This is a genomic window from Kitasatospora sp. NPDC052868 (assembly GCF_044547105.1).
In the GTDB taxonomy this organism is placed as follows: domain Bacteria; phylum Actinomycetota; class Actinomycetes; order Streptomycetales; family Streptomycetaceae; genus Kitasatospora.
This window is the reverse complement of record NZ_JBITZW010000010.1, coordinates 282,443-301,837: the sequence shown is the minus strand read 5'-3', so window position 1 is coordinate 301,837 and position 19,395 is coordinate 282,443. Positions and strand designations below refer to the sequence as shown.

Annotated in this window: 23 protein-coding genes; 8 read left to right on the top strand and 15 right to left on the bottom strand. The window is 74.6% G+C overall.

What is annotated here, in order from left to right; all coding sequences use genetic code 11:
• Position 1: 1 nt before the first annotated feature.
• The 6 genes from ACIGZJ_RS19790 to ACIGZJ_RS19765 are packed head-to-tail and all read right to left on the bottom strand — an operon-like array spanning position 2 to position 6,233.
• Positions 2 to 805, bottom strand: coding sequence for a class I SAM-dependent methyltransferase (locus tag ACIGZJ_RS19790; protein ID WP_396458398.1), 804 nt, complete (start codon positions 803 to 805; stop codon positions 2 to 4).
• Positions 802 to 2,007 (bottom strand): MFS transporter, encoded by a 1,206-nt coding sequence (locus tag ACIGZJ_RS19785; RefSeq protein WP_396458397.1) that lies wholly within the window; start codon positions 2,005 to 2,007, stop codon positions 802 to 804. Before ACIGZJ_RS19785 ends, ACIGZJ_RS19790 begins: the two co-directional genes overlap by 4 nt.
• On the bottom strand, positions 2,004 to 3,068 hold the full coding sequence (locus ACIGZJ_RS19780; RefSeq protein WP_396458396.1) for a dipeptide epimerase: 1,065 nt from the start codon (positions 3,066 to 3,068) through the stop codon (positions 2,004 to 2,006). The genes ACIGZJ_RS19785 and ACIGZJ_RS19780 overlap by 4 nt, the downstream gene beginning before the upstream one ends.
• The gene (locus ACIGZJ_RS19775; protein ID WP_396458395.1) at positions 3,065 to 4,132 is read right to left on the bottom strand and encodes a PLP-dependent cysteine synthase family protein; all 1,068 of its coding nucleotides are present in this window, start codon (positions 4,130 to 4,132) and stop codon (positions 3,065 to 3,067) included. The genes ACIGZJ_RS19780 and ACIGZJ_RS19775 overlap by 4 nt, the downstream gene beginning before the upstream one ends.
• Positions 4,129 to 4,959, bottom strand: a complete 831-nt coding sequence (locus ACIGZJ_RS19770) for a Rossmann-like domain-containing protein (protein WP_396458394.1) — start codon at positions 4,957 to 4,959, stop codon at positions 4,129 to 4,131. The genes ACIGZJ_RS19775 and ACIGZJ_RS19770 overlap by 4 nt, the downstream gene beginning before the upstream one ends.
• On the bottom strand, positions 4,956 to 6,233 hold the full coding sequence (locus ACIGZJ_RS19765; RefSeq protein WP_396458393.1) for an ATP-grasp domain-containing protein: 1,278 nt from the start codon (positions 6,231 to 6,233) through the stop codon (positions 4,956 to 4,958). Before ACIGZJ_RS19765 ends, ACIGZJ_RS19770 begins: the two co-directional genes overlap by 4 nt.
• A 168-nt stretch (positions 6,234 to 6,401) precedes the next feature.
• Here ACIGZJ_RS19765 and ACIGZJ_RS19760 point away from each other — a divergent pair, with 168 nt between their 5' ends.
• From ACIGZJ_RS19760 to ACIGZJ_RS19745, 4 genes are all read left to right on the top strand, one after another.
• Positions 6,402 to 6,959, top strand: a complete 558-nt coding sequence (locus ACIGZJ_RS19760) for a GNAT family N-acetyltransferase (RefSeq protein ID WP_396458392.1) — start codon at positions 6,402 to 6,404, stop codon at positions 6,957 to 6,959.
• A 146-nt stretch (positions 6,960 to 7,105) separates the two neighbouring features.
• Positions 7,106 to 7,774, top strand: a complete 669-nt coding sequence (locus ACIGZJ_RS19755; protein ID WP_396458391.1) for a TetR/AcrR family transcriptional regulator — start codon at positions 7,106 to 7,108, stop codon at positions 7,772 to 7,774.
• Between the two features lie 68 nt (positions 7,775 to 7,842).
• Positions 7,843 to 9,375: an MFS transporter gene (locus ACIGZJ_RS19750; RefSeq protein WP_396458389.1), complete on the top strand. Its 1,533-nt coding sequence runs from the start codon at positions 7,843 to 7,845 to the stop codon at positions 9,373 to 9,375.
• Between the two features lie 298 nt (positions 9,376 to 9,673).
• The gene (locus ACIGZJ_RS19745; protein WP_396458388.1) at positions 9,674 to 10,114 is read left to right on the top strand and encodes a PPOX class F420-dependent oxidoreductase; all 441 of its coding nucleotides are present in this window, start codon (positions 9,674 to 9,676) and stop codon (positions 10,112 to 10,114) included.
• A 48-nt stretch (positions 10,115 to 10,162) separates the two neighbouring features.
• On the opposite strand, the gene ACIGZJ_RS19740 is transcribed toward ACIGZJ_RS19745, so the two are convergent.
• Complete coding sequence (locus tag ACIGZJ_RS19740; RefSeq protein ID WP_396458386.1) at positions 10,163 to 10,393, bottom strand: hypothetical protein; 231 nt, start codon at positions 10,391 to 10,393, stop codon at positions 10,163 to 10,165.
• 57 nt (positions 10,394 to 10,450) lie between these two features.
• Positions 10,451 to 10,720: a DUF1876 domain-containing protein gene (locus tag ACIGZJ_RS19735; protein WP_392928228.1), complete on the bottom strand. Its 270-nt coding sequence runs from the start codon at positions 10,718 to 10,720 to the stop codon at positions 10,451 to 10,453.
• Positions 10,721 to 10,879: 159 nt separating this feature from the next.
• On the opposite strand from ACIGZJ_RS19735, the gene ACIGZJ_RS19730 reads away from it, so the two are divergent.
• On the top strand, positions 10,880 to 11,734 hold the full coding sequence (locus ACIGZJ_RS19730) for a YndJ family protein (RefSeq protein ID WP_396458385.1): 855 nt from the start codon (positions 10,880 to 10,882) through the stop codon (positions 11,732 to 11,734).
• Entirely contained in the window at positions 11,731 to 12,345 is a 615-nt protein-coding gene (locus ACIGZJ_RS19725; RefSeq protein WP_396458384.1) for a DUF1990 family protein, read from the top strand. Before ACIGZJ_RS19730 ends, ACIGZJ_RS19725 begins: the two co-directional genes overlap by 4 nt.
• A gap of 91 nt (positions 12,346 to 12,436) precedes the next feature.
• Here the strand turns inward: ACIGZJ_RS19725 and ACIGZJ_RS19720 are convergent, their stop codons facing one another.
• The gene (locus ACIGZJ_RS19720) at positions 12,437 to 12,802 is read right to left on the bottom strand and encodes a darcynin family protein (protein WP_396458382.1); all 366 of its coding nucleotides are present in this window, start codon (positions 12,800 to 12,802) and stop codon (positions 12,437 to 12,439) included.
• A gap of 49 nt (positions 12,803 to 12,851) precedes the next feature.
• A complete protein-coding gene (locus tag ACIGZJ_RS19715; protein WP_396458381.1) occupies positions 12,852 to 13,745 on the bottom strand; it encodes an NAD(P)H-binding protein in 894 nt (297 codons plus the stop codon).
• Between the two features lie 106 nt (positions 13,746 to 13,851).
• On the opposite strand from ACIGZJ_RS19715, the gene ACIGZJ_RS19710 reads away from it, so the two are divergent.
• Positions 13,852 to 14,802, top strand: coding sequence for a LysR family transcriptional regulator (locus tag ACIGZJ_RS19710; protein ID WP_396458380.1), 951 nt, complete (start codon positions 13,852 to 13,854; stop codon positions 14,800 to 14,802).
• A 41-nt stretch (positions 14,803 to 14,843) separates the two neighbouring features.
• On the opposite strand, the gene ACIGZJ_RS19705 is transcribed toward ACIGZJ_RS19710, so the two are convergent.
• The 3 genes from ACIGZJ_RS19705 to ACIGZJ_RS19695 form a co-directional block, all read right to left on the bottom strand.
• Complete coding sequence (locus ACIGZJ_RS19705; RefSeq protein WP_396458378.1) at positions 14,844 to 15,626, bottom strand: anti-sigma factor family protein; 783 nt, start codon at positions 15,624 to 15,626, stop codon at positions 14,844 to 14,846.
• Positions 15,623 to 16,195, bottom strand: a complete 573-nt coding sequence (locus ACIGZJ_RS19700) for a sigma-70 family RNA polymerase sigma factor (protein WP_396458377.1) — start codon at positions 16,193 to 16,195, stop codon at positions 15,623 to 15,625. The genes ACIGZJ_RS19705 and ACIGZJ_RS19700 overlap by 4 nt, the downstream gene beginning before the upstream one ends.
• 71 nt (positions 16,196 to 16,266) lie before the next feature.
• Positions 16,267 to 16,866: a hypothetical protein gene (locus ACIGZJ_RS19695; RefSeq protein WP_396458376.1), complete on the bottom strand. Its 600-nt coding sequence runs from the start codon at positions 16,864 to 16,866 to the stop codon at positions 16,267 to 16,269.
• Positions 16,867 to 17,055: 189 nt separating this feature from the next.
• Here ACIGZJ_RS19695 and ACIGZJ_RS19690 point away from each other — a divergent pair, with 189 nt between their 5' ends.
• The gene (locus ACIGZJ_RS19690) at positions 17,056 to 17,445 is read left to right on the top strand and encodes a thioredoxin family protein (protein ID WP_396458374.1); all 390 of its coding nucleotides are present in this window, start codon (positions 17,056 to 17,058) and stop codon (positions 17,443 to 17,445) included.
• A gap of 165 nt (positions 17,446 to 17,610) precedes the next feature.
• Here ACIGZJ_RS19690 and ACIGZJ_RS19685 read toward each other — a convergent pair whose 3' ends face one another.
• The gene (locus ACIGZJ_RS19685) at positions 17,611 to 18,828 is read right to left on the bottom strand and encodes a hypothetical protein (protein ID WP_053683279.1); all 1,218 of its coding nucleotides are present in this window, start codon (positions 18,826 to 18,828) and stop codon (positions 17,611 to 17,613) included.
• A 139-nt stretch (positions 18,829 to 18,967) separates the two neighbouring features.
• Positions 18,968 to 19,390 (bottom strand): hypothetical protein, encoded by a 423-nt coding sequence (locus ACIGZJ_RS19680; protein WP_053683281.1) that lies wholly within the window; start codon positions 19,388 to 19,390, stop codon positions 18,968 to 18,970.
• Positions 19,391 to 19,395: the final 5 nt, after the last annotated feature.

Below are 19,395 nucleotides of genomic sequence, written 5' to 3'. Positions count from 1 at the left end.
CTCAACTGCCTTTTCTCACATGTGGATCGAGTCGGGCGACCAGGTGGATCCGGTCCGCCTCGGCGGTGTCGGCGGGCCGGTCGCCCTCCGCCCAGGGCGGGTCGGTGCGCGGTCCGGGGCGGTCGTAGAGGTCAAGGACGGAGAAGCCGTTGGCGGCGAGCACGTACCGCAGCTCCTGTGGGAGGAGCAGCCGCCAGGCGGAGTGCTGGGTGACCGGCTCGCCGCCGGCGTCGTCGGTCCAGATCCGGGTGCGGCGCAGGAGTTGGGCCGCGTGGTCGATCCGCAGGGTGGTGTGCGAGGTGTGGGTGACGCCGTCGTGGGTGAGGGTGTCGGTGCGCGGGGCGTCGAGGAGTTCGGTGCGGCCGAGGAAGAAGGCGCCGTTGCGCATCTCGGCGATCAGCAGCCCGCCGGGGTGCAGCCGGCGGCGCAGGCCGCCGAGCAGGGCGTCCAGGTCCTCGTTGGTGTGGCAGTAGAGCAGTGCGCTGTCCAGGCACAGCGCCGCGTGGAAGCGCCGGCCGGGCCGCAGGCTCCGCATGTCGCCGACGTGGTAGTCGGGCCCGGGGTGGCGGGTGCGGGCGTGCCGGATCATCGCCTCGGAGCTGTCCAGGCCGGTGACCGTGCGCCCGGCGGCCCGGTGCAGCCACTGTGCGTCGCGGCCGGTGCCGCAGCCGAGGTCGAGCACCTCGGCTCCGGCGCGGTACTCGCGCAGCACCGACTCGGCCCACCGGGCGGCCCGGAACCCCGGGTCGGGGAAACGCAGTTCGTAGAGTTCGGGGTTGTCGGTGAGCAGGTTGCGGCCGTTCATCGGGCCTCGCTGGGGAGTGGGCGGGCGGGGGTGGGGAGTCGTCCGGTGCGGTGCAGGCGGGTGAGGGCGGCGGCGGAGGCCAGGCCGAGGCCGCAGCAGAGCAGCCAGGGCGCGGCGGCGGCGCCGTCCATGGCCCGCCCGACCGCCGTGTTGCCGAGGGCGGCGGCGACGCCGGAGACGACGTAGTAGAGGCCGTAGTAGGTGCCGGTGAGGCCGTCGCGGCCGAAGGCGGGGATGAGTTCCAGCACGAAGGGCTGGGCGGTCATCAGGCCGAGCTGGAGCAGCAGGACGCCGCCGAGGACGCCGGGCAGGCCGGGCGCGGCGAGCGGGAGCAGGAAGCCGGTGGCCGCCAGCGCGAGCCCGAGCGGGATCCAGCGGCCGGGGGCGGCGCGCTGTTGGAGCCTGGTGGTGATGCGCAGTTGGAGGGTGAGGTTGGCGAGGGTGCTGGTGAGGAAGACCAGGCTGACGGCGCCCTCCCAGCCGGTGGCGCGGCGGGCGGCGTCGGGCAGCAGCAGGTAGAGCTGGCTCTCCATGCCGAACAGGCCGACCATGGCGACGGCGAAGGCCAGGAAGCGCCGGTCGGCGGCGACCTCGCGCCAGTCGGCGAGCAGGCCGCGCTCGGGCGGCGGGACGTCCCGGGCGGGCAGGGCGAGGGCCTGCGCCGCGGTGAGCAGGGCGAAGATCCCGGCGGCGGTCAGCGCCGCGGCCCGGAAGTCGACCAGCAGCAGGAGGGTGCCGAGCAGCGGGCCGGCCAGCGCGCCGGTGGTCGCGAACACGTTGAACAGCGCGAACGCCTCGGCCTTGCGCTCCCCCGCCTCGTGCGCGACGTAGGTGCGGACGGCCGGGTTGAACAGGGCGCCGGCCAGGCCGCTGAGCACCGAGGCGGCGAGCAGCACGGCGAGCGAGTCGCCGAGCGCGAACAGGCCGAAGCCCGCGGTGCGCAGGGCGCAGCCGGCGATGATGACGCGGCGGGCGCCGAGCCGGTCGGCGGCCGAGCCGCCGATGATGAACAGGCCCTGCTGGCTGAGGTTGCGCACGCCGAGGACGGCGCCGACGGCGAGGGCGGAGAGCCCGAGGTCCTGGCCGAGGTGGCCGGCGAGGTACGGGATGAGCAGGTAGAAGCCGGTGTTGACGCCGAGCTGGTTGACCAGCAGCAGCCGTACGGGCAGCGGGAAGGTCCGTACGGCGCGCAGTATCCTCACCGGCCGGCCGCCTGGTCGGGGGTGCGGACGGGCAGCACGCCGAGGCCGGCCCGGTCGGGGGTGCGGACCGTCCCGTCGGCGCCGCCGATGCCCTGCCAGGGGTCGTGGGCGAGCAGCAGGTGGCCGTCGAGGTCGACCCAGCGGGCGCGGTCGGCGAGGTGGACGGCGGGGGCGATGCCCAGCGAGCTGGCGGCCAGGCAGCCGAGCATCAGCTCGGTGCCGCTGCCCTGGAGGGCGGCGTGGATGCGCAGCGCCTGGTGGACGCCGCCGCACTTGGCGAGTTTGATGTTGACGCCGTGGACCCGGCCGGCCAGCCGGACGGCGTCCTCGTAGCCGACGGCGTCCTCGTCGGCGATGATCGGCAGCGGGGAGTGCGCGGCGAGGGCGGCGAGCTCCTCGGGCCGGCCGGGGGCGATCGGCTGCTCGACCGCCTCGACGCCCAGGGCGGCGAAGGCGGGCAGGAGCCGGCGGGCGGTGGACGGGCTCCAGGCGCCGTTGGGGTCGAGCAGCAGGCGGGCCTGCGGCGCGGCCTCGGCCACGGCGCGGACCCGGGCGAGGTCCTCGGCCGGGTCCGCGGAGCCGGCCTTGATCTTGAGCACGGTGAAGCCGGCGGCGTCGAGCCGGGCGGCCTGGACGGCGGCGCGGGCGGGCTCCTCGATGCCGATGGTGCGGGCGGTGGGGGCGGCCACCGGGGCGAGCCGGCCGAGGAGTTGGTGGACGGGTGCGCCGGCCCGCTTGCCGACCAGGTCGACCAGTGCGGCGTCGACGGCGGCCAGCACTCCGGCTGCCGGTTCCTTGAACTGCGCCGCTCCGCGCTGGAGTTCGGCGAGGGCGCACTCCGGGTCGGGGAGCCGCTCCAACCCGGGCCGCAGGGCTTCGAGTTCGCGCAGGATGCGGTCGGTGGGCAGCTGGAGGTAGGCGCTGCTGACGGCCTCGCCGTGGCCGGTGAGGCCGCCGTGCGAGACGGCGAGCCGGACGGCGTCGCGCTCGGTGGTGACCGAGCGGGAGATCCGCAGCGGCCGGGCGAGCCGCAGCCGTACGGTGTGGACGGCGATCCTCATCGGCGTTCCTCCGGGCGGTCGGTGCGCCAGCGGGCCCAGCCGGCGACCTCGACGGCGGCCGGGTGCGGGATCTCGATCGGGCGGGGCGCGGCGGGTGCGGGCTCCAGCCCGTGGCGGTGGCAGAACGCGTCGTCGTAGACGGTGCCGAGGTAGCGGTGCGGGCCGTCGGGGAAGACGGTGGCGACGGCCGCGCCGGGGTGCACCCGGGCGGCCCAGGCGGCGACCAGGGCGACGGCTCCGGTGCTCCAGCCTCCGCTGACGAAGCTGCCGCGGGCGAGCCGCCGGCAGGCGTCGACCGCCTCGGCGGGGCCGACCCAGTGGATCTCGTCGAAGACGTGGTGGGCGACGTTGCGCGGGTGGATGGAACTGCCGAGGCCGCGCATCAGCCGGGGGCGGGCGGGTTGGCCGAAGATGGCGGAGCCGACGGAGTCGACGCCGATGATCCGCAGGCCCGGCCAGCGGCGGCGCAGCGGTTCGGCGAGCCCGGCACTGTGGCCGCCGGTGCCGACGCTGCACACCAGCACGTCCAGGTGGTCGAGTTCGGCGGCGATCTCCTGGGCCATCGCGTGGTAGCCGGCCGCGTTGTCGGGGTTGTTGTACTGGTCGGGCCAGTAGGCGCCGGGGAGTTCGGCCAGCACGGCGCGCAGCCGGGCGAGTCGGGCCGCCTGCCAGCCGCCCTGGCGGGCGGGTTGCCCGACGATCTCCAGCCGGGCGCCGTAGGAGTACAGCAACTGGCGCATGGACGGTTCGAGTTCGGCGTCGCCGACCAGCACGACGGGGTGGCCGAGGGCCTGGCCGGCGAAGGCGAGGCCGATTCCGAGGGTGCCGGAGGTGGACTCCACCACGGTGGCGCCGGGCCGGAGTTCGCCGCGGGCGTGGGCGCCGCGGAGCATGGCGACGGCGGAGCGGGCCTTCATGCCGCCGGCGCCGAGCCCCTCCAGTTTGGCCCAGAAGCCTGGGTGCGGGTGGGGCAGCGGGGTGCGGATGCGGGCCAGCGGGGTGCGGCCGAGCAGGCTCAGCAGCTCGGGGTTGCCGAGGCCGGCCGGGGTGAGCAGCGCGGTCACCGGGTGTCGCCGCCGTACAGGTGGAGGACGGTTGGTCCGCCGTCGAGCCAGAAGAAGGGGTACGGCTCGGCGCTGACGGCGGTGGCACCCTCGCCGAGCAGTCGGGGCAGCACGGCGCTGCCGGTCTGGGCGAACAGCACCAGCGGTTTGCCGGTGTCCCGGGCGTGGGCGAGCAGCGGGTCGAGCGTGCCGTTGCCGAGGGTCATCCCGGAGGCGAGGACGGCGTCGCAGTCGTCGAGGTGGGCGAGGGCGTCGGTGCGCACCGGCTCGCCCCACTCGGTGGTGCCGCCCTTGAGGTCGCACGGGAGGTAGTCGATGCCGCGCGAACGCAGCTGTTCCAGCAGCGAGTTGACGACGCCGACGACGAGGGCGCGGCGCACCCCCGCGGCCGGGAGCAGGCCGGTGACGGCCCGGGCGCGGGCGCGGGACTTCGCCAGCGAGCCGCCGGCCGGCAGGGTGACCGGGCGGGCCCCCGCGGCGCGGGTGTGCGGCCGGCAGTGCATCAGGTAGGCGTCGAGGGCGGCGACCCGGACGGCGGTGAGCGGGTGGTCGAGCAGTGCGGCGACGCTCGCGCCGACGCAGTCGGTGAGCGCGTCGGCGGGCAGTTCGCCGGGCTCCACGGCGCAGGAGCCGACGGCGGCGCCGAGGCGCAGGCTGAGCACCTCGTTGCGGTAGCCGCGGGCGCGGCCGGTGTGCCGGACGGCCTGGCTGGTGGCGAAGGCGAGGGCGATGTGCTGGTCGGCCGGGTCCGGTCCGTACCGCCCGGCGCGGGCCTGGTCGGTGAGCGTCGACAGCGCGGTGGCGCCGTCCAGGGCGGTGGCCGTCATGCGGGCACCGCCTGGGCGGCGGCGGGGCGCAGGCGCGGCCGCAGGCCGGTCAGCAGCCGCTCGGCGGTGCGGCGGGCGCCGAGCCCCTCGGTGTCGGCGGTCATCACGTGTCCGAGGTACTCGTTGTTGCTGGTGGCGGGCCGGATGTCGCGGCCGGGACCGGCGAGGGACAGCTCGACGACCGCCTCGTCGCGCCGGACGGCGGGCTCGCCGTCGAAGCCCTCCAGCAGACCGGTCCGCTCCGGCAGCAGGAAGGCGATCGCCGCGCTGGCGACGCCGGTGCGGTGGACGGTGAGGTCGGGGCGCCGGCCGAGGGCGACGTCCACGCAGGCGGCGGCGAGGTCGACGCCGGTGACCCGTCGGACGAGTTCGGTGATCCGGTTGCCGGCCGGGCGCGGGTTGACCTCGACCACCCGGGGGCCGGCGGGGGTGAGCTTGATCTCGGTGTGGGCGACGACCTGGTCCAGTCCGAGCGCGGCCAGTGCGGCGACGGCGGTGGCGACGGCGGCCCCGGCGTCGGCGGGGTCGAGCGCGGCGGGGAACATGTGGCCGGTCTCGATGAAGGAGGGCGCGCCGCCGACGCTCTTGTCGGTGATGCCGACGACGTGCGCGGAGCCGTCGAAGGAGACCGTCTCGACGCTGACCTCGGGACCGGTCAGCAGCTCCTCCAGCAGGACGACGGGGGCCCGCCGCTGGCCGCGCGCGTTGACCGGGAAGGCCTCCATGGCGCGCAGGGCGGCGGTGAGCTCGCGCTCGTCGAGCACCTCGCGGACGAACATCCCGGCGCACAGGTCGACCGGTTTGACCACCAGCGGGTAGCCGATCGCCCGGGCGGCGGCGAGCGCCTGGCCCGGGTCGTCGCAGAGCGCGTAGGAGGGCCCGGGCACGCCCGCCTCGGCGAGCGCGCGGCGGGTGAGGTCCTTGCGGCAGGCGGCCTCGACGGCGTCCGGTGCCGGCCCCGGCAGGCCGACCCGGCGGGCCGTCCGGGCGACCAGCGGCAGGTAGTAGTCGCAGGAGGAGAGCACCCCGTCGAAGCCGAGCACCGCGTGCAGCCGTTCGGCGTACGGGAGCAGCGCGGCGGGGTCGTTGGTGTCGGCGGTGAGGATGTTCCCGGCGGCCAGCAGCGGGTGCGGCCCGTCGCCCGGGGCCGCCCGCAGGTAGTGGTGCAGGTCGCGGGTGAGGAAGGTGAAGCGGTGCCCGCCCTCCCCCAGCGCCCTGGGCAGCAGTCTGCTCATGGAGCCGACCCAGCTCTCGATCACCAGCAGATGCGCCACGGACGTCCCTCTCGACGGAGTGCGGCGGACCGCTCCGGACCGCCTGGGGGAGAAACTTAACGGCATCCGTTTTCATTTTCAACACGCCTGCCGACGGGTCGACAGATGAAAGTCGTTTTCATGTAGGCTCGCAGCCGCCCACCCCCGCCGCAGCTCCGGAGGCAGCCGATGGACCGTCAGACCGCCTACACCGTCCGGCACGCCAGGCCCAAGGACGTACCGGGCGCCCGCCGACTGATCCTCGACACCCTCTACCGCGAGTTCGGCTACGGCTACGTCCCCGAGTGGCACGCCGACGTCGTCGACCTCCAGGGCCACTACCTCGACCACCCCCGGCACACCCTGCTGGTCGCCGTCCGCCAAGGCGAGGTGGTCGCCACCACCGCCCTGCACTCCACCGGGCCCGCCCACCCGCCGCACCCGCGCGAGGTCGCCGAGCGCTACCCCGGCGGGACGACCGCCCAGCTCGTCCGGGTCTACGTCCGGGCCGAGCACCGCCGGCACGGCCTGGCCCGCGAGCTGGTCCGCCGGGCCTGCGCGTTCGCGGCCGCCGAGGGCGGGTACCGGTGCGTCTACCTGCACACCAACGCGGACATCCCGGGCGCCGAGCCGTTCTGGCGCAGCCTCGCCGAGGAGGTCCACGACGCCCGCCCCACCGGGGAGCACGGCCCGGGCGTCGCCACCGTCCACTTCGAGATCCCGCTGCACCGGCCGGCCCTGGTCTGACCCCGCCCGCCCGCACCCGGGGGGCCTCATTCCAAATGTGACGCAGGTCACACTCCAGGGTGAAATTTCCGGGGACGGATTCCCCGTTTGCTCCTTCGTACGTCGAAACGGGGAAGATTTCCCCGGTATCGTGGGAGGAGCACGAAGTGAGCAGGACCGCCGCCGCCGAGCCGGCCCGCACCACGGACCCTGTCCGCGCACCCAGACTGCGCGCGGACGCGACCCGCAACCGTGAGCGGATCATCCTGGCGGCCCGGGAGGCCTTCGTCGAGCACGGCGCCGACGCGCCGCTGGACGAGATCGCCAAGCGGGCCGGTGTCGGCAACGCCACGCTCTACCGGAACTTCCCGGATCGCTCCGCGCTGATCCGGGAGGTGGCGCTGCTCGTCAAGAACCGCATCCTGGCGGCCGCCGAGGCGGCGACCAGCGAGGGCGTCGGCCCGTTCGACGCGCTGCAGCGGTTCGCCCATGCGGCGGTCGAGGAGCAGGTCGGCGCGCTGTGCCCGATCTTCTCCAACCACGTCGACCCGTTCGACCCGGCCCTGATGGAGGCCCGTGAGCGTCTGGCGACCGCCGTCGGCGGTCTGATGGAGCGCGCACGGGAGGCCGGCGAGCTGCGGGCGGACGTCGATCACGGCGATCTGTTCGTCGCGATCAGCCAGCTCACCCGACCCCTGCCGGGCACCTCCTGCGAACTGCTCGACGGCTTCGTCCACCGGCACCTGCAGCTGTTCCTGGACGGCCTGCGGGCGCCCGCCCGTTCCACCCTGCCCGGCCGGGCCGCGACCTTCGAGGACTTCCAGCCGCACCACTGATCCGCCACCGCGTTCCGCACACCGACAGCCCGGATTCACCCGCAACGCACCGTGAAGTGAGTACCCCCATGCCCAAAACCGCCGCTCAGCCGGACATCCAGCCCGATCCGAGGCGCTGGAAGGCGCTGATCTTCATCGGTCTCGCCCAGCTGATGGTCGTGCTCGACGCGACCATCGTGAACATCGCCCTGCCGTCCGCCCAGCAGGACCTCGGCATCACCGACGGCAACCGCCAGTGGGTCATCACGGCCTACGCGCTCGCCTTCGGCGGCCTGCTGCTGTTCGGCGGCCGGATAGCCGACCTGTGGGGCCGCAAGCGGACCTTCGTGGTGGGCCTGACCGGCTTCGCCGTGGCCTCCGCGCTCGGCGGCGCGGCCGCCAACACCGCGATGCTGCTCGGCGCGCGCGCCCTCCAGGGCGTCTTCGGCGCCCTTCTCGCCCCGGCCGCGCTCTCGCTGCTCGCCGTGATGTTCACCGAGGCCAAGGAGCGCGCCAAGGCGTTCGGCATCTACGGCGCCATCGCCGGCGGCGGCGGCGCGATCGGCCTGATCCTCGGCGGCCTGCTGACCGAGTACCTGAACTGGCGCTGGACCTTCTTCGTCAACATCCCGTTCGCCGTGGCCGCGGCGATGGGCGCCGTCATGGTGATCCGCGAGCCCGCCGGGAGCCGCAACCGCAACCGGCTGGACATCCCGGGCGTGCTGCTGGTCACCACCGGCCTGGTCTCCCTGGTCTACGGCTTCACCCGGGCCGAGTCCGACGGCTGGAGCTCCGGCATCACCATCGGCCTGTTCATCGCCGCCGCGATCCTGCTGACCGCCTTCCTCGTGGTCGAGCGCGTGGTGAAGGCCCCGCTGCTGCCGCTGAGGGTCGTCCTGGACCGCAACCGCGGCGGGGTCTACCTGTCGCTCGGCCTGGCCGTGATCGGCATGTTCGGCCTGTTCCTCTTCCTGACCTACTACCTGCAGATCGTGCTCGACTACAGCCCGGTGCTGACCGGCGTCGCCTTCCTGCCGATGGTGGCGGGCATGATCACCGGCTCGACCCAGATCGGCGCCCGGCTGATGACCCGGGTCCCCGCGCGCTACCTGATGGCGCCCGGCTTCCTGGTCGCCTCGCTCGGCATGCTGATCCTCACCCAGATCGACCTGGACACCTCCTACCCGGCGCTGATCCTGCCCGGTCTGGTCCTGATGGGCCTCGGCATGGGCACCGCGTTCATGCCCGCGATGAGCCTGGCCACGCACGGCGTCCAGCCGCGCGACGCGGGCGTGGCGTCCGCCATGGTCAACACCTCGCAGCAGGTCGGCGGCGCCATCGGCACCGCGCTGCTGAACACCATCGCGGCCAGTGCCACGGCCACCTACCTCGCCGGCCACCTCGGCGGCGCGACCAGCCCGGAGGCGGCCAAGGTGGTGCAGTTCCAGGGCATGGTGCACGGCTTCTCGACCGCGATCTGGTGGTCGTTCGGGATCCTGGTGGCGGCGGCCGCGATCGCCTTCGTCCTCATCAACGCCGGCCGGCCCGGCAGCGGCGCCGAGGGCGCGGACGCCTCCGAGGGCGCGGGCAGCGCCAACGACGTGCCGGTGCTGGTGCACTGAGCCGACGGGCCCTCGGGCCGAAAGAGCGGCCCTGACGGGCGGCGCGGGTGCGGAGCGGCCCGTCCGGTGTTTCGACACCGGGCGGGCCGCCCGCCGTTTCCGGCCCCACAGGCCCCAGGCGCGCTCGGTCCGACCCGCACGATCCGCCCGGTGCGCGCCGCCCGGACCGCACCCGGGCGGCTCCGCCCCCTCGATCCGGCGGCCGGGGTGGACCAGAATGGAACCGCCCACCCGGCCGGGGGCAGACCTTCCAGGCGTCGGCCGGTGGCCGCGTACCCGCCCGGCAAGGGAGGACATCGTGCCCGACCGTACCGACCAGCTCGCCGACCACAGATACCTCCTCCTCACCACCTTCGACGAGGACGGCGGCCGGGTGCGTTCGCAGATCTGGGTGGTCGCCGACGGTGCGGCGCTCGGCATCTGGACGCCCACCCACTCGGGCGAGGCCGAGCGCATCCGCCGCCACCCCCGGGTGCTGGTCGGCCCGTGCGACTCCCACGGGCGCCCGACCGGCCGCCAGCTCCCGGCCCGTGCCGCGGTCTGCGACGCGGACGCGACGGCGCGCTACCGCACCTCGTTGCTCAACAAGTACGGCATGACGGCGCTGATCGCCCTGGCCCGCAGCCGGTTCCGGCTCGGCCTGGCCGGGACGGTCGGCATCCGGATCACCCTCACCGAGCTCGAACAGCGGCTGATCGGCCCGGAGTGGCAGCCGCCGGCCTCGTACTGCCCGAACTGACGGGCGGGGGGCGGTGGCTTCCGACCGGGGCGGCGGCGAAGGCCCGGGTCAGCCCGTGGCCGCCCCGCCGCCCTGGCCGTCCTCCGGCGGGCCGTCTCCGTCCCCGGGCGGGTCGCCGCTCCCGGGCAGGCCGCTCCCCGGCGCCCGCGCCAGGTCGGCGGGCTCGCACGCCTCGCGGCCGGTTCCCGCGTGCACCACCTTGACGGCCCGCTCGGGGCCGCCCGGCACGACCTGCTGCTCGCGGCCGCACCGCGGGCAGATCAGCGGAATGGTCGGCATCCGCGGCTCCCTCCGCCGGAGATCCGGTCGGATCAGACCGGATCAGACCGGATCAGCTCAGGTCAGGGGGTGGGTCGGGACCGGGCTGACGGCCTGGATCTCGCCGTGGGCCTTGGTGAGCAGCTGCGACGCCAGGTCGTTGAGTGCGCGGGCGGCCGCGATCTCCTCGCCGACCCTCAGCTGTTCCGGGTCGGACGGATGGCGGCTGGTGTAGCCGTGGGCGCGCAGCTCCGAACCGTCGCCGAGCCGGAGCATCGCCGCGGCGGCCGTCCTCGCGCCCTCCTCGCGGAATTCCATCTCGATGTGCCAACCGACCAGAGTCTGCATGGCGGATCACCTCCATCGGTTACCACCTCCAGAGTGCGCCGCACCCAGCGTGAACACCAGGGCTGACGGGTCCGGGCCGAGTTGAACGCGTTCAACCCTGGGGCGTAGAGTCACCGCCGTAAGAATTTGAACGCGTTCAACGAAGGGGGTGCGACCGCCATGGGCCCAGGCACCGCGGAGCTGGTCAACCTCATCGTCCTGCTCGGCATGGGCGCCGTGATCCCGCTCGGCCTCACCCTGATCGACGAGCCCGGACTCGCCCGGGTGCGCCGGTACTGGCCGCTCGCCGCCGTACCCGGCGCGCTCTCGCTCTGGCTGCCGCGCGGCGGCCTCGCCACCGGCTGCGCCGCGCTCTACGCGCTCGGCACCCTCGCCCTCGCCGCCCACGCACCGCTGCGGCTGCGCCGAACCCGCTCGCTCGCGCCGCGCGAGATCGCCGTGCTGACCGCCCTCGCCACCCCCTCGGTGGCCGGGCTCGCCCTGGTCGCCGAGCGCTCCGGCCACCGGCTGCTCGGCTTCGACCTCGACATCCTGGCGCTCACCGTGCCGCACTTCCACTTCGCCGGGTTCACCGCCGCGCTGGTCGCCGGGCTGGTCTGCCGGACCGCCCCCACCGCCAGCGCCGCCGCCCGGTTCGCAGCCCTCAGCGTGCCGCTCGGCACCCTGCTGGTGCTGGCCGGCTACTTCGTCGACGACTGGGCCGAGCTCGCCGGAGCCGTCGTGCTCACCATCGGGATGTGGCTGGTCGGCCTGCTCACCTGGCGCGACCTCCGGCCCCGCGCCCGCACCGCCGACCGGACCACCGCCGCGCTGCTCGCGGTGTCCTCCGCGGTGCTCGCCGCCACCATGCTGCTCGCCCTCTGGTGGGCCCTCGGCGAGGCGTCCGGGATCCCCCACCCCACACTGGGCTGGATGGCCGCCACCCACGGCGTCGGCAACGCGCTCGGCTTCGCCCTCTGCTCCCTGCTCGCCTGGCGCCGGCTCGGCGCCGCCACCGAGGAGACCCCCCGATGAACGACCCCGCCCGCCCGGACCTCGACCAGGCCGCCCTCGACCACCCGAACCTCGACTATCCGGACCTCAACTACCCGGAGCTCGGCGCCAGCCGTACCGGCGGCCCCCTCCCGGCCGGGTACAACCACCTGCGCCACCGCGTCCTGATCGGCCACGGCCGCGCCGCCCTGGACGCCGCCGGCGCCGCCGTCCTCGGCTGGCGGATGCACCGCGCGACCGGCGTCCTGGTCACGCCCGAGGCCGACCGGGCCGCTCCCGGAGTGGCCGTCGAGTGCGCCATCGGACTCGGCCCGCTCCGGGTCGGCGCCCCCTGCCGGGTGCTGTGGACCGCCGACGGCCCCGACCGCTACGGCCTCACCTACGGCACCCGGGCCGGTCACCTGGCCCTCGGCGAGGAGACCTTCCTGGTCGAGATGGGCCCCGACAAGGCCGTCTGGTTCAGCGTCACCGCCTTCAGCCGGCCGGGCCGCTGGTTCGCCCGCCTCGCCGGCCCGCTGCTCCCCCTCGGCCAGCACCTCTTCGCCCGCCTCTGCGGCCGCGCCCTCACCCGTGTCGCCACCGCGGCCACCGCCGCCTCGGGCACCGCCCGCGGGGAGCGGGCCGGGGCCTGAGCGAGCCGCCCGCACGCCCCTCCGGCCGGTCCTGGCCGGAGGGGCGTGCGGGCGGCCGGAGGGGCGTGCGGGCGGCCGGAGGGGCGTGCGGTCAGGTGGCGATGGTGGCGACGGGTTCGAGGCCGTAGGTGCGGGCGTAGCCGTTCTCGGTGCCGACGAGGAGGTCGACGACCTCGAAGTAGCGGTCCCAGAAGGGGGTTTCGCGCAGCGCGTCGATGAGGAGCCGGTAGGCCCGGTGGTCCTCGGCCTCCCACACCCAGACGTCGGTGACGCGCGCGGAGTAGAACTCGGTGTCGTAGAAGCGCGACCGGACGCCGGTGGTCCTGGCCTCGATCACGGGCAGGACCAGGGTGGTGAAGGCCTCCACGCGCTGCGGGACGGTCAGGGCGAGCCACTCGGGTGTGGTCTTGACGAGCATGAACGCCGTGACCGGCGGTTCGGTCGGGTCGGCGGGCATCAGGGTGCCTCCTGGTCCGGGCCGGAGTACGTCCGACGGGTGGTGGGTTTCAGGAGCGGACGGCGGGCTTGAGGGTCTGCGCGCACCACTGCTCGAAGCCGGTGGGGGAGGCGGTGCCCGGGGTGCGGGTGACTCCGGCGTCCAGGCCCTGGTCCTTGGCCCGCTTCATGTCGACGATGCCCTGGACGAACTCCTCGTTGAGGCCGTAGCCGACGAGGGCGGCGGACAGCTCGTCGAACGGCCGGCGCTCGTAGCGGACGGGGCGGCCGAGCTGTTCGGTCATGATGCGGGCCAGGTCGTTGGGGGACACGTCCCGGGGGCCGAGGACCGGGACGCTGCCGGTACCGGTCCACGAGCGGTCCAGCAGCAGGCGGGCGGCGACGGCCGCGATGTCGGCGGTGGCGACGAGCGGGGCCCTGCGGTCGGCGTCGACGACGTCGGTGAAGACGCCCTGCTCGCGGATCGAGTCGGCCTCCTCCAGCAGGTTCTCGAAGAAGGACGGACAGGCCAGGGCCCGGTAGGCGGCGCCGCTTCCGGCGAGGAGGTCGTCCATGGCGAGGGAGGCGGCGACCAGGCCGGCCCGGTCGGCGAGCGGGGTGCCGCGGCCGAGCGCGGAGACGCCGACGACACGGCCGACAGCGTGCGCGGCGAGCGCCTTCACCGCGGGGCGGGTGAAGCCGCTGAACGCGTCCCGCGGGGGCAGGGCCGCGTCCGGGGGGACGAGCCAGAAGACGGCGTCCGCCCCCTCGAAGGCCCGGTCGAGGACCTCGGCGTCCCCGTGCGAGCCCACGACCACCTCGACGCGTCCGCGCGCCGCCTCCGGGAGCCGGGCGGGATCGCGCACGACCACGCGCAGTTCCTCGCCCGCGGCGGGGCCGGACTCCAGGAGCCGGGAGAGCAGGGGACGGCCGATGTTCCCGGTGGGAGCAGTAATGACGATCATGAAAACCTCGCAGGTCGTGCCGGTCGGTACGCCCCTCATCCTGCTGAGGACGCGAGTGCTGCCACAATGGGAACTTCGGCACGGAATCATTGACTGAAACGGAATAATGCTGGTGAACAGCCCGGATCCGGCCCTCGACGCCAATCTCGCCATCGCCTTGGACGCCCTGCTGGCCGAGCACAGCGTCACCCGGGCCGCCGCCCGCCTGCACACCTCGCCCGCCGCGATGAGCCGCACGCTCGCCCGGCTGCGCCGCACCCTGCAGGATCCGCTGCTGGTCCGGGCCGGGCAGGCCATGGTCCCCACCCCTCGCGCGCTGGCCCTGCGCGAGGAGGCCGCGGCCGTGGTGCAGCGCCTCGGAGCGCTGCTCAGCCCCGATACCGGCGTGGACCCGGCCACCCTGGACAGCACCTTCACCCTCCAGGCCGCCGACCTGGTCGGCGCGGCGCTGGCCCCCGGACTGCTGCGCCTGGCCGAGCAGGAGGCGCCGGGGGTCTCGTTCCGACTGCGGGCCGAGGAGTTGGAGGCCGGACCCGCCCTGCGCGACGGCCGGATCGACCTGGAGGTCGGGTCGATCGACCACGTGGACCCGGAGACCAGGGTCGAGGAGCTGGTCAGCCTCCGGATGGTGGCGGCCGTCCGGCCCGGGCATCCGCTGACCGAGGGGCCGCTAACCCCGGCCCGGCTCGCCGCCGCCCAGCACGTCGCGGTCAGCCGCCGCGGCCGGTTCACCGGGCCGCTCGACACCGCCCTGGCCGAGCAGAACCTCCGACGGCGGGTCGGCATCGTCCTGCCCAGCCACCTGGCCGCCATGACCCTCGCCGCCCGCAGCGACATCGTCTGCCTGGTCCCTGCCGCGCTCCCCGGCGCCGCGCCCTCGCCGCTCACCGGCGGCGCCCTCGACCTCGGACTGCACCTCCTGGACATCCCCCTGGCCCTGCCGCCGGTGACCGTCGGCATGGCCTGGCACCCCCGCCACGCGGCCGACCGGGCCCACCACTGGCTCCGCAACGCCGTCCGCCGGACCCTCCGCGCACCGGGGAGCCCGACCACGTGATCCGAACGCGTGATCCGGCCGCGTGATCCGGCCGGGGTGGCTCAGACGGTGCGGGCGGGGACGGAGACCAGCAGGGTGGCGCCGTCCAGGGTGCGGACCTCGAAGTGGTCGATGTCGCCGGGCTGAAGGGCCGCACCGCCGCCGGTGCGCAGCGAGCCCGGCTTGGCCGAGGTGCCGTAGCCGGCCGCGGGGACGGCCCAGGTGGTGACGGTCTGGCGGTCGCCGGTCCGCGAGACCGCGACCAGGTCGCAGGTCAACGGCCCCTGGACGTGGGAGAGTTCGAGGCTGATCTGACTCCCCCAGGCCCTGCCGTCGACACCGATGACGGCGCTGGCGCCGGTGGTGGGGTCGGTGGCGCTGAACTGGGCGACGGCGACCGCCGCCGGGCCGGAGTCACCGGTGACCACGGCGGCCGTGACCGCGGGGCCCGCCACCACCAGGACGGCCGCCGCGGCGACCAGCACCAGCCGCCGCACCCGGCCCCGCCGGCGGCCGGCGGCGACCTCGCCGACCAGCCGGTCCAGCAGTCTCGGGCTCGGGCGCGGCCGGTCCGCCGGGTCGATCCCGGCGGCCTCGGCGGAGGCCGAATATTCGGCCAACAGCGGTTCGACGAAGCCGAGTTCGGCCACCTCCCGGGCGCACTGCGGGCAGCCGTCCAGATGGCTCTCGAAGGCGGCGCGCTCCGCGGGTTCGAGCAGGCCGAGGACGTACGCGCCGACGTCGACGTGCTCGCCGGTCGGACCGTGTCCGCCGGTCGGCGCCTGCCCGTCGGCCGCGCCGTGGTCGCGCTCGGGGCCGGCGGGTCCGGGCTTGGACGATGTCACGATGTCACTCCCCGTTCCTCCAGCGCGAGCCTGAGCGAGCGCAGTGCGTAGAACACCCTGGACCGCACGGTACCGGCCGGGATGTCGAGTTCGGCGGCCGCCTCGTTGACGGTGCGGCCCTTGAAGTACGTCTCGACGATGATCTCCCGGTGGGCGTCCGACAGGTCGCCCAGCGCCTCGGAGATCGTCATCAGCCGGAGCGCCCGGTCGAGTTCGTCCTCGGCGGGCAGCAGCTCCAGCGGCGACGGGTCCACCTCGTGCGGCCGGGCCCGGCTGCTGCGGTGGTCGTCGATGACGATCCGCCGCGCCACCGTGACCAGCCAAGGCCGCAGCGAGCGGGCCCCCGGGTCGAGCCGGTGGATGTTGCGCCAGGCCCGGACGAGCGTCTCCTGCACGACGTCCTCGGCCCGCTGGCGGTCCCCCGCTACCAGGTGGAGCACGAAGCCGAGGAGCGGTCCGGCGTGCTCCTGGTACAGGGCGCGCATCAACTCCTCGTCGGGCGCGCCCGTACCGCGTGCGGCGCCACCACCGCCGGGGTGCTCCTCGGTCACGACGCCATCCTTGCGCACCCGTACCTCCGGGTCGAGATTTCCACGTCCGATTCGGCCACGACTGCCCGCCGTGATCCGAAAGAGCGGGCTCAGTAGCCGCCGTACCCGCCGCTCGGGGTGGTGGGCGCGGCCGGTGCCGCTCCCGCCTTGCCGCCGGTCGGGGTCAGCACGAACCAGGTGCCGCCGACGCCCTGGCCCAGGGTGTCGCCGGGCTTCTTGTCGGGCGCGTAGCGGTAGGCCGGCCAGCCGTTCAGGGTGAGCTGCTTGCTGCCGTCGGCCCGGGTGACGCTGCCGACCAGCTTGCCGTCGATGCCCTTGACGGTGGCCGAGCCGTCGGCCGGGACGGGCGGCCAGTTCGTGGCGCAGGTGCCGTTGCAGTTGGACATCGGGGGTGTGGCGGTGTCCTTGTCGAACCGGTACAGGGTGAAGCCGTTGCCGTCGGTGACGATGGCGCCGAGCTTGGGGTCGTTCGCGGTCTGCAGGCCGGCGGCGGCCGGGCTCGCCGGCGCGCTCGGGCTCGCGGTGCCGCCGGGCGTCGCGGGCGCGGTGGCGGTGGCGCCGCCGCCGGAGGGTGCCGGGGAGCCGCTGCTCCCGGAGCCGGAGGAGCCGCAGCCCGCGACCAGGGCGACGGTGGCGATGCCTGAGGCGGCGAGGACGGCGATGCGTCCCCCGTTGCCGAGTGTGCGCATGATGGTTCTCCCCCAGTGGAATAGCGAATGCGGACACCCTCCAGTACGGACGGGAGCGGCGGGCTGCTCAACGGTCGGTGGGATTTTTTCGGCCAACCCGCGGAGCCCCGAGGAATAGCGGGCGGAGCAGGGCCGTTGTCGCGGGCACATGGCCTGAGCCGCCTCCTCCGGAAGGGCAGGAATCGCGAGATGAGCAGCACGGTCGAGCTGACCAAGGAGAACTTCGACGACATCGTCCCGGGCCCGGACGGCAAGGACTTCGTCTTCATCGACTTCTGGGCGGGCTGGTGCGGCCCGTGCCGGCAGTTCGCCCCGGTGTACGAGAAGGCCGCCGACCGCCACCCGGATCTGGTGTTCGCCAAGGTGGACACCGAGGCGCAGCAGGAGCTGGCCGCGGCGTTCGGCATCCAGTCGATCCCGACGCTGGCGATCATCCGCGAGGGCGTGCTCGTCTTCTCGCAGGCGGGCGCGCTGCCCGAGGCCGTTTTCGAGGACCTGATCGGTCAGGCCCGGAAGCTGGACATGGCCGAGGTGAAGCGCAAGGTGGCGGCGGATCAGGAGGCGGACCGGCAGGTCTGAGCCGGAGCCCCGGGGGTCCGGGGTCCGGGTCCAGGGGGCCGGAGGTACGTCGGCGGGGGGGGGGGGGGGGGGGGGGGGGGGGGGGGGGCCCCCCCCCCCCCCCCCCCCCCCACGACCGGCGGCCGGGGGCGGGCCGGACGGTGGTCTCCGCCCGGCCCTGCCTTCCTAGGCGGCGACCGGCTCGCGCTCGGTGACGCGGCACCGGGTGAGCACGGTCTGGGCGGTCTGGCCGTAGGTGCTGTGCTCCTTGACGGTGCCGGTCAGCTCGACCTCGTCGCCCTTGTCCGGGACGGTGGCGGCGCTACTGAACCAGACGTAGACGTTGCCGCTCGGGTCCTGGAACTTGACCAGCCTGCGGCGCTGGGCGTGGTAGCCGTAGTGCCGCTCCTCCAGCTCGATCACGGTGGTCACGGTGGCGGGGACGGTGAGCCGCTCACCCTTGGTGCCCTGCGGCTTGCTGTTCTGGGCGGCGCGCTCAATGGCCTCCTTCTCCTGGTCGCGGTGCCATCCGGCGATGGCGGACACCAGAGTCGGCAGGTGGCGGGGGGCGACGGTCTCGCCCTTGGCCAGCTGGCCCACCTTGTGGCGGTACTCGGAGAGGCTGCCGTACCCCTGGAGGGCCCACGCCCGGACGGCGGCGGCGATGCTGGCCGCGTCGGGCTCGGCGTCGATTCCGGCCCGCCACTCCATCGGGGCCTTGCGGTCGAAGAAGTAGGCGTCCACCGAATCGGCGGTGGGCACGCGGTTCTTCCACTGCTCGGAGCGGCTGTAGAAGCGGCCGTCCTGGGCAACGACGGCGGCGGCCACCCGGAGCACCTCGTCCACCGGCACCCGCAGATCGGCAGGGACACCGCCCTCGTCGCCGTCCCAATCGGAGTCCTTGATCGCCCCGAGTCGCCACAGAGCCTCAAGCCCCTTGATCGGCAGGCCGGTGTACGGCTCGACGCACGTGGTGCCCAGCTGCTTGATCTCGCCGTTCTCGTGGCGGGCGAGATAGGTAGCGGTGCGGTGGCGGGAGACAGCGCACCCCTGGCAGTAGTTCTCGACGGCACGGTGCTGGCGCGCGGCCTCGGCGTCCCGCTCCGGCAGGCCCGGGAACAGGCTGGTGATCGTCTCGCCCTCCTCGTCGTGGTCAAGGCGGGCGATGACGGTCCAGCCCTGGTGACGGGGGAGGTCGCCGCTGATCGTCACGGCGACGGTGGGGCGCTTGCCGATCACGCGGCCGTCAACGTCGCGGTAGTCGGCCAGGAACGGGGCGGAGATGTCGAGCGCGTACGGGCTGAGGCGATGGACGGCGGCGCGGGCGTTAGTGGCCTCAACAAGCTGGCGGACGCGGGCCTGGGCGGTGGCGGGAACGGAAAACCGCATGGCTGCGCTGGTCATCGGGGTGCTCCTGCTGGTGAGAGGAATCGAGTCCCCCGGCCGGGCGGGTTGCCCTCCGCGTGCGGCCGGGGTCGGGTCGGGGCCGGCTGGCGGCCCGTGGGTCGGAGGGGGTGTTGCCCTCCCCCTCCGACACCGTTAATTAAACCATGTTTTGGGGTGTGGGGCAAACGTCTCGGCCGGGGATGTCGAGTGCGGCGCGGTCCCGCAGAAAGGCGGCGAACAGGACGGCGGTGAGGCTGTCCGGGGTGCCGTAGGTGCGGCGGGAGTCCAGCGCCCCGATGCGCTCGCCGTGGTGGCGGACGGGGAACGGCTGGCCGGGCTCGGGGATGACCAGCGCGTACAACCCGCGCGGAGTGTCCACGCGCAGGACGACGGCGGCGGCCTCGGGGTCGTAGGCGGCCGACCAGCGGGCGGACCCGATGCCGAACTCCGCGAGTCCTCCCGCGATGGCGCGGGCCTGCATGAGGTCGGCGGCGACGCTGGCGTTGGGCTCGGCGGGCGCGGCGGCGTATCCGCAGCAGTGGTCATCGGCGTAGGTCTCGGAGAGGACTGCACGGGTCACGGTGG

Coding starts and splice junctions, on each gene's coding strand:
- ACIGZJ_RS19790 (WP_396458398.1), bottom strand. CDS start 805: ATGAACGGCCGCAACCTGCTCACCGACAACCCCGAACTCTACGAACTG.
- ACIGZJ_RS19780 (WP_396458396.1), bottom strand. CDS start 3,068: ATGAGGATCGCCGTCCACACCGTACGGCTGCGGCTCGCCCGGCCGCTG.
- ACIGZJ_RS19770 (WP_396458394.1), bottom strand. CDS start 4,959: ATGACGGCCACCGCCCTGGACGGCGCCACCGCGCTGTCGACGCTCACC.
- ACIGZJ_RS19760 (WP_396458392.1), top strand. CDS start 6,402: ATGGACCGTCAGACCGCCTACACCGTCCGGCACGCCAGGCCCAAGGAC.
- ACIGZJ_RS19750 (WP_396458389.1), top strand. CDS start 7,843: ATGCCCAAAACCGCCGCTCAGCCGGACATCCAGCCCGATCCGAGGCGC.
- ACIGZJ_RS19740 (WP_396458386.1), bottom strand. CDS start 10,393: ATGCCGACCATTCCGCTGATCTGCCCGCGGTGCGGCCGCGAGCAGCAG.
- ACIGZJ_RS19735 (WP_392928228.1), bottom strand. CDS start 10,720: ATGCAGACTCTGGTCGGTTGGCACATCGAGATGGAATTCCGCGAGGAG.
- ACIGZJ_RS19730 (WP_396458385.1), top strand. CDS start 10,880: ATGGGCCCAGGCACCGCGGAGCTGGTCAACCTCATCGTCCTGCTCGGC.
- ACIGZJ_RS19725 (WP_396458384.1), top strand. CDS start 11,731: ATGAACGACCCCGCCCGCCCGGACCTCGACCAGGCCGCCCTCGACCAC.
- ACIGZJ_RS19720 (WP_396458382.1), bottom strand. CDS start 12,802: ATGCCCGCCGACCCGACCGAACCGCCGGTCACGGCGTTCATGCTCGTC.
- ACIGZJ_RS19715 (WP_396458381.1), bottom strand. CDS start 13,745: ATGATCGTCATTACTGCTCCCACCGGGAACATCGGCCGTCCCCTGCTC.
- ACIGZJ_RS19710 (WP_396458380.1), top strand. CDS start 13,852: ATGCTGGTGAACAGCCCGGATCCGGCCCTCGACGCCAATCTCGCCATC.
- ACIGZJ_RS19695 (WP_396458376.1), bottom strand. CDS start 16,866: ATGCGCACACTCGGCAACGGGGGACGCATCGCCGTCCTCGCCGCCTCA.
- ACIGZJ_RS19690 (WP_396458374.1), top strand. CDS start 17,056: ATGAGCAGCACGGTCGAGCTGACCAAGGAGAACTTCGACGACATCGTC.
- ACIGZJ_RS19685 (WP_053683279.1), bottom strand. CDS start 18,828: ATGACCAGCGCAGCCATGCGGTTTTCCGTTCCCGCCACCGCCCAGGCC.